The sequence below is a fragment of the Actinoallomurus acaciae genome, from assembly GCF_042429965.1.
In the GTDB taxonomy this organism is placed as follows: domain Bacteria; phylum Actinomycetota; class Actinomycetes; order Streptosporangiales; family Streptosporangiaceae; genus Actinoallomurus; species Actinoallomurus acaciae.
Window position 1 is genome coordinate 1 of the sequence record NZ_JBHLZP010000557.1, and the last position, 5,134, is coordinate 5,134.

General features: G+C 72.1%; 7 protein-coding genes. 3 read left to right on the top strand and 4 right to left on the bottom strand.

The genetic code is table 11. The annotated features are described in order from the left end of the window. On the bottom strand, nucleotides 1-285 hold a 285-nt coding region (locus tag ACFFNX_RS41710), incomplete at its 3' end, for an MFS transporter (RefSeq protein WP_378211725.1). A gap of 91 nt (nucleotides 286-376) precedes the next feature. On the opposite strand from ACFFNX_RS41710, the gene ACFFNX_RS41715 reads away from it, so the two are divergent. After that, nucleotides 377-910: a winged helix-turn-helix transcriptional regulator gene (locus ACFFNX_RS41715; RefSeq protein ID WP_378211726.1), complete on the top strand. Its 534-nt coding sequence runs from the start codon at nucleotides 377-379 to the stop codon at nucleotides 908-910. On the opposite strand, the gene ACFFNX_RS41720 is transcribed toward ACFFNX_RS41715, so the two are convergent. The 3 genes from ACFFNX_RS41720 to ACFFNX_RS41730 all read right to left on the bottom strand — a co-directional run bounded on the left by ACFFNX_RS41720 (nucleotide 904) and on the right by ACFFNX_RS41730 (nucleotide 3,507). Further along, nucleotides 904-2,049 carry an FAD-dependent monooxygenase gene (locus ACFFNX_RS41720; protein WP_378211728.1) on the bottom strand — a complete coding sequence of 382 codons (1,146 nt, stop codon included), beginning with the start codon at nucleotides 2,047-2,049 and terminating at the stop codon, nucleotides 904-906. The two genes, ACFFNX_RS41715 and ACFFNX_RS41720, sit on opposite strands and share 7 nt — an antisense overlap. A gap of 102 nt (nucleotides 2,050-2,151) precedes the next feature. Continuing rightward, a complete protein-coding gene (locus ACFFNX_RS41725; RefSeq protein ID WP_378211729.1) occupies nucleotides 2,152-2,778 on the bottom strand; it encodes a maleylpyruvate isomerase N-terminal domain-containing protein in 627 nt (208 codons plus the stop codon). 318 nt (nucleotides 2,779-3,096) lie between these two features. Continuing rightward, the gene (locus tag ACFFNX_RS41730; protein ID WP_378211730.1) at nucleotides 3,097-3,507 is read right to left on the bottom strand and encodes a plectin; all 411 of its coding nucleotides are present in this window, start codon (nucleotides 3,505-3,507) and stop codon (nucleotides 3,097-3,099) included. A 247-nt stretch (nucleotides 3,508-3,754) separates the two neighbouring features. Between ACFFNX_RS41730 and ACFFNX_RS41735 the strand changes: the two genes are divergently transcribed. Both ACFFNX_RS41735 and ACFFNX_RS41740 read left to right on the top strand, forming a co-directional pair. Beyond that, nucleotides 3,755-4,291 (top strand): TetR/AcrR family transcriptional regulator, encoded by a 537-nt coding sequence (locus ACFFNX_RS41735; protein ID WP_378211731.1) that lies wholly within the window; start codon nucleotides 3,755-3,757, stop codon nucleotides 4,289-4,291. 126 nt (nucleotides 4,292-4,417) lie between these two features. Further along, nucleotides 4,418-5,134 (top strand): oxygenase MpaB family protein (locus ACFFNX_RS41740; protein WP_378211733.1); only part of this gene is annotated, 717 nt, incomplete at its 3' end.

Consider the following 5,134-nt stretch of genomic DNA (forward strand, 5'->3'; position numbering starts at 1 on the left):
CACGGTGGCGACGGCCAGCCCCGCCGACCCGGCGGCGAACACCCGCCGGCGGCCGTGGTCGTCGGCCAGCCTGCCGGCGGCGAGCAGCAGCATCGCCGTGCCGAGTGAGATCGCGCCGAGGATCCACGTCTGCCCGCCCGTGCCGGCCCGCAGGTCACGGGCCATCGCCGGAAGCGTGGAGAAGGTGGCGTTGTAGTTCATCAGCGCGAGCGTCGTCGCGACCGCGACGACGGTGAGCGTGCCGGACCGGACGGATCCGCCGGCCCGGGCCACCGTGGCAGCCATGGACCACCTCCGTGAGTTCAATGAACGAATCTAGTGATTCGCCCCGACCGTAGCAGGTTCGGTCAATGAACTCATCAGGTAGACTCGGGCCATGGCACTCGGCAAGGACTACGAACGGCAGGACTGCGCGCTCGCCCGGGCGCTGGAGCTCCTCGGCGAGCGCTGGACGCTGCTGATCGTCCGCGACGCCTTCTACGGGGTCCGCCGCTACAACGACTTCCTGGCCCATCTCGACGTCCCGCGCGCGGTGCTCGCCGCCCGACTGGAGGCGCTGGTCGACGCCGAGGTGCTGGAACGGCGCCCGTACCAGCAGACGCCGCTCCGCCACGAGTACGTCCTCACCGAGCGCGGCCGCGAGCTGTGGCCCGCCGTCAACGCCCTCGCCCACTGGGGCGCGCGGCACCTGTCACCCGACGGCCCGAGCCGCATCTTCACCCATGCCGCCTGCGGGACACGCGTCGACCGTACCGGCGCGTGCCCCGCGTGCGGCGGCTATGTGCCGCCGGACCTGCTGGAGATCCGGCCGGGTCCGGCGGCCGACCGGCCCCACCGCGACGACCCGGTCTCCCGCGCGCTGCGCGAACCGCACCCGATGTTCGAGGTCATGTCCGCCGCCGGTCAGTAGTCCTTCAGCGTGTACGCGTCGACCACCTCGCGCGGGTTCTCCGGAAGCGCCGTCTCGCCGGCCTCCTCCTGGTTCCGCCGCTGCGCCTGGTTCACCAGCGCGAGGGCCTGGTTGCCGGCCACGTAACCGCGCAACTCGCGCTCGTACGCCGCGAACGCCGCCACGTGGTCGCCGTCGGCCTGCGCCAGCTCGCCCGCGAGGACGTACGCGCCGACGAGCGCCATGCTCGTGCCCTGCCCCGAGGCGGGCGACCCGCAGTACCCCGCGTCGCCGACCAGCGCGACGCGGCCGCGCGACCACGCGTCCAGGTGGATCTGCGCCATGGCGTCGAAGTGGAAGTCCGGCGCGTCCTCCATGTACTTCAGCAGCCGCGGCAGCTCCCAGCCCGCATCGGCGAACCACTTCGCCACCAGGCGTTTCTGCTCGCCCACGTCCGAGGGCTGGAACGCGGCGGGCGGCGCCTCCGCGTCGAAGCCGACGTAGGCCCTCGCCTCCCGGTTGCCGCGAACGCTCATCACCATCGCACCCCAGTGGTCGCCGCTCATCGGGTACACCACCTCCCAGCGGTCCAGGCCGAGGAAGTTCGGCACCGTCCAGACGGCGAGGTAGCTGCCGAGGTGCCGCAGGTAATCCTCCTCCGGCCCGAACACCAGCCGCCTCGTCGAGGAGTGCACCCCGTCCGCGCCGACGACCAGGTCGAAGGTCCGCCGCGTGCCGCTCTCGAAGACGACCCGGACCTCGTCCGCGTCCTGGTCGAGCGAGGCGATCGCGTCGCCGAAGAGGTACTCGGCCTCACCGGCGCCGGCGAGGATCTCGGCCAGATCGTCGCGCAGGATCTCCACGTCCGGCCCGGCGACGTCGCCGCCGCTCGCGGTGCGGTCGGTCGTGGTGGACAGCTCCTCCCCGTTCCGGCCGACCACCGACATGCCGCGCAGATCCGTGCTCCGGCGGCGGACCTCCTCCAGCACGCCCATGCGCCGGACCACCTCGATCGCCGGCCCCCGCACGTCGATCGCCTGGCCACCGGGCCGCAGGCCGGGCGCGCGCTCCACGACCGTGACCTCGAACCCGTACCTCCGCAGCCAGTAGGCCAACGTCGGCCCTCCGATGCTCGCGCCAACGATGAGAATCCTTCGCATGACACTCTCCCTGTCGTCTCGATCGCCCAGAGCCTCGCCGGGCGTGCTGACAGGGCGCTGATCGATCGGGGCGGCGTGGCCACACCGCGCTGACAGGCGATGTCAGGCGGGCTGCCAGTCGGGGGCCCGGCCGGAGGCGCGTAGGACGGCCTCCCAGCGGTCTCCCCCGTTCGGCGCGGGCAGGTGGGGCACGCCCGTGCGCCAGGCGGCCTCGATGACGTCGGGCCGGCTCGGGCGGTGGTCCTTGTCGAGGGCGCGGGCGAGGTCCCAGGCGTGCAGGTGCCACTCGACGCACACCGCCCCGGCGTGCTCGCCCGCCGTCAGCCTGGTGCCGCGATAGGACAGGTACGGCTCGTCCCACACGTCCGGCAGCCGGTCGGCGTACGCCTCGGCCGAGATGGCGAACGCGACGATGTGCTCGCGGCCCGTGGCAGGGGGCAGCACGGCGAGCTCGGCGGCGTTCTGCCGGGAGAGCTGGCGTACGAGAAGGGCCGCGGGGGCGTCCTGGGCGAACAGCCGGGACAGGCGGCTGAACGGGGCGTCGTTGAGGTACTCGTGGAAGTTCTCCGCCACGCAGCGAAGGTGACCGGCCAGGTCGATGGCCTCCCACTCGCGGCACGGCGTGGGCACGGACCAGTCGGAGAAGTGCGCGGCCAGCTCACAGATCGCGACGACGCCCTCTCTGCACGCGCGCAGAAGGTCGCGCCGATCTGGCGGCGTGCGCTCCACGTGATCCCCCCGGACAGAGCACTTCCCACTGGCTCGCTTCGCCGCGAGCGGACCGGGCACTGTGGCCCACGACGACTCATCGAGTCGGTAGATTCTCAGAGTTGGACGGCCCGTGCCACTTGGTGCGCCGTGTTCACGCTGGTCGCGCCACCCCCTGGCGCGAAAGCGTTCGATGGCCGTGGCCGGCCGCGGCTCCACGGGCACGAGCGCACGAGACGATCAACGTCTGCGCCAAGTGTGCCCAGCGGAGCCGCGCCCCGCCGTCAGGTCACCGTCCTGATGACCGGATGCAAGCGAACGATCTACGAGACGACCGGCTCAGCTCGCGGTCGACGGGCTGGTGCGGAAGCTCAGCTTGTGCGCCTCGCGCAGCGACCGCAGCCGGTCGGCCTCGTCGGTGTACGGCCGCACCGACGGCTTGGCCCGCGAGCGGCGCGCGGCGATCTGCGCGCCGCGGCGCTGCGTGGCGTTGCCGGCCTCATAGGTCTTGGGCCCCATCGCCACGCGCTCGGCGGCGTTCGCGGCGGCCAGCGCGTCGAACAGTGCACGGTCGTAGGAGATGGCGAGCTCACGCACGTCCGCGTACGGCCGGTGCTCGGCCTGGGCGGAGCGGAGCCGGCTCTCGGCCTCCTGCGCGTCGGCGAGCCTGTCGCGCAGGCCGGCGGCGAGCTCCTTGTCGGCGGTGTAGCGCTCGACGACCTCCGGACTCATCTTGCGCCCCACGCTCATGAGCCCTCCTTCGTCGGGGAAGTGACCGGGCGGACGTGTTCCCTGGTTCGCTCGCTCCGCTCTCTCACGAGCCCTCCTTCGTCGAAGGAGTGACCGGGCGCGCGGTCTTTCCCGGTTCGCTCACCGCGTTCGCTCATGAGGGCACTCCTCCCTTGGTTGCTGTCCGAGCCCAGGGTAGAGGGTGGCGAGGGGTGACACGCGGCCGGGACACTACCCGGCGGCCGCCTTTACATAGTAAGGTGCGGTCATGTCGCAGAGACCGCCGCTCACCCGTGAGCGCATCATCGAGACCGCGCTCCACCTCATCGACGGCCAGGGGCTCGGCCGCCTCACCATGCGCCGGCTCGGCGACGCCCTCGAGGTCGAGGCGATGGCGATCTACCACCACCTCCCCCACGGCAAGGAACAGCTGCTCGAACAGCTGATCGCGTACGTGGCCGCCCATCCGGTGCCGCCCGGCGCCGGCGACGCGCACGGCCGGCTGCGCCGGTGGGCCGACGGCTACCGCGACCGCCTGCTCGAACACATCGGCGTGATGCCGCTCATCGTGACCCGGCGCAACCCCGCCGCGCTCATGGCCACCACCCAGTCGATCCAGGACCTGCTGCGCACCGCCGGGCGCACCGAGGCCGAGGCGGCGGTCGGCGCGCACACCCTCCTCGGCTACCTCCTCGGCACGGTCGCCCTCGACGCGCGCGAGCAGGCCGCCGAGACGATGCCGGACCTCGACCGGGACGGCCGGTTCCACGCGGGCCTGGACGGAATTCTCGCCGCGATCGCCTGATCGGCGCCCCTCACGACACGCCGCCGCCCGGTCACTGTGAGGCCTGCCACAGCATGGGGCTCGCTCGTCCCGTACGATGCTCGCGCCGATCCCTTGTAAGCGACCTCTTACCCCCCGGAGGGCTGCATGGCCCGCTACTCCCGGCTCCGGCAGATCCAGCGGCTCGATCCCGAGAGCGACTACCAGGAGATCTACCGGATCAGCACCGAGTACGAATTCCCCTGGGACGTGACCCGCGCGCTCGAACTCGCGCTCTTCCGCACTTACGCCGTGCCGTCCATCGGCGGGCTGCTCGACCGGACGCGCGAGTTCGCCGACCACGGTCAGAAGCGCTACGACGACACCGTCGTCCTGCTGTACGAGACGACACGCGACGGCGGCATGGACGCCCCTCGGGGACGGGCGGCGATCCGGCAGATGAACCGGATCCACGGCCGGTACCCGATCAGCAACGACGACTTCCTCTACGTGCTGTCGACCTTCGTCGTCGTGCCGGTGCGGTGGATCTCCCGGTACGGCTGGCGGCCCTACAGCCGGCACGAGGTGCGGGCGACGGTCAACACGTTCCGGCACATGGGCCGCCTCATGGGCCTGAAGGACATCCCGGAGACCTACGAGGAGTTCGCCGCCCTGCTCGACGGCTACGAGCGCGAGCACTACGCCTTCAACGAGCCGAGCCGCCGCGTGGCCGAGGCGACGATCGCCATCTTCCAGGGCTGGTTCCCCGGTTTCGCCCGGCCGCTCGCGCGCAGCGGCGTGATCGCGCTGACCGACACGCCGCTGCGGGAGGCGCTGGGCCTGCGCCGCTCGCCGCGTGCGCTGGAGGTCGCCGCCGACCGCGCG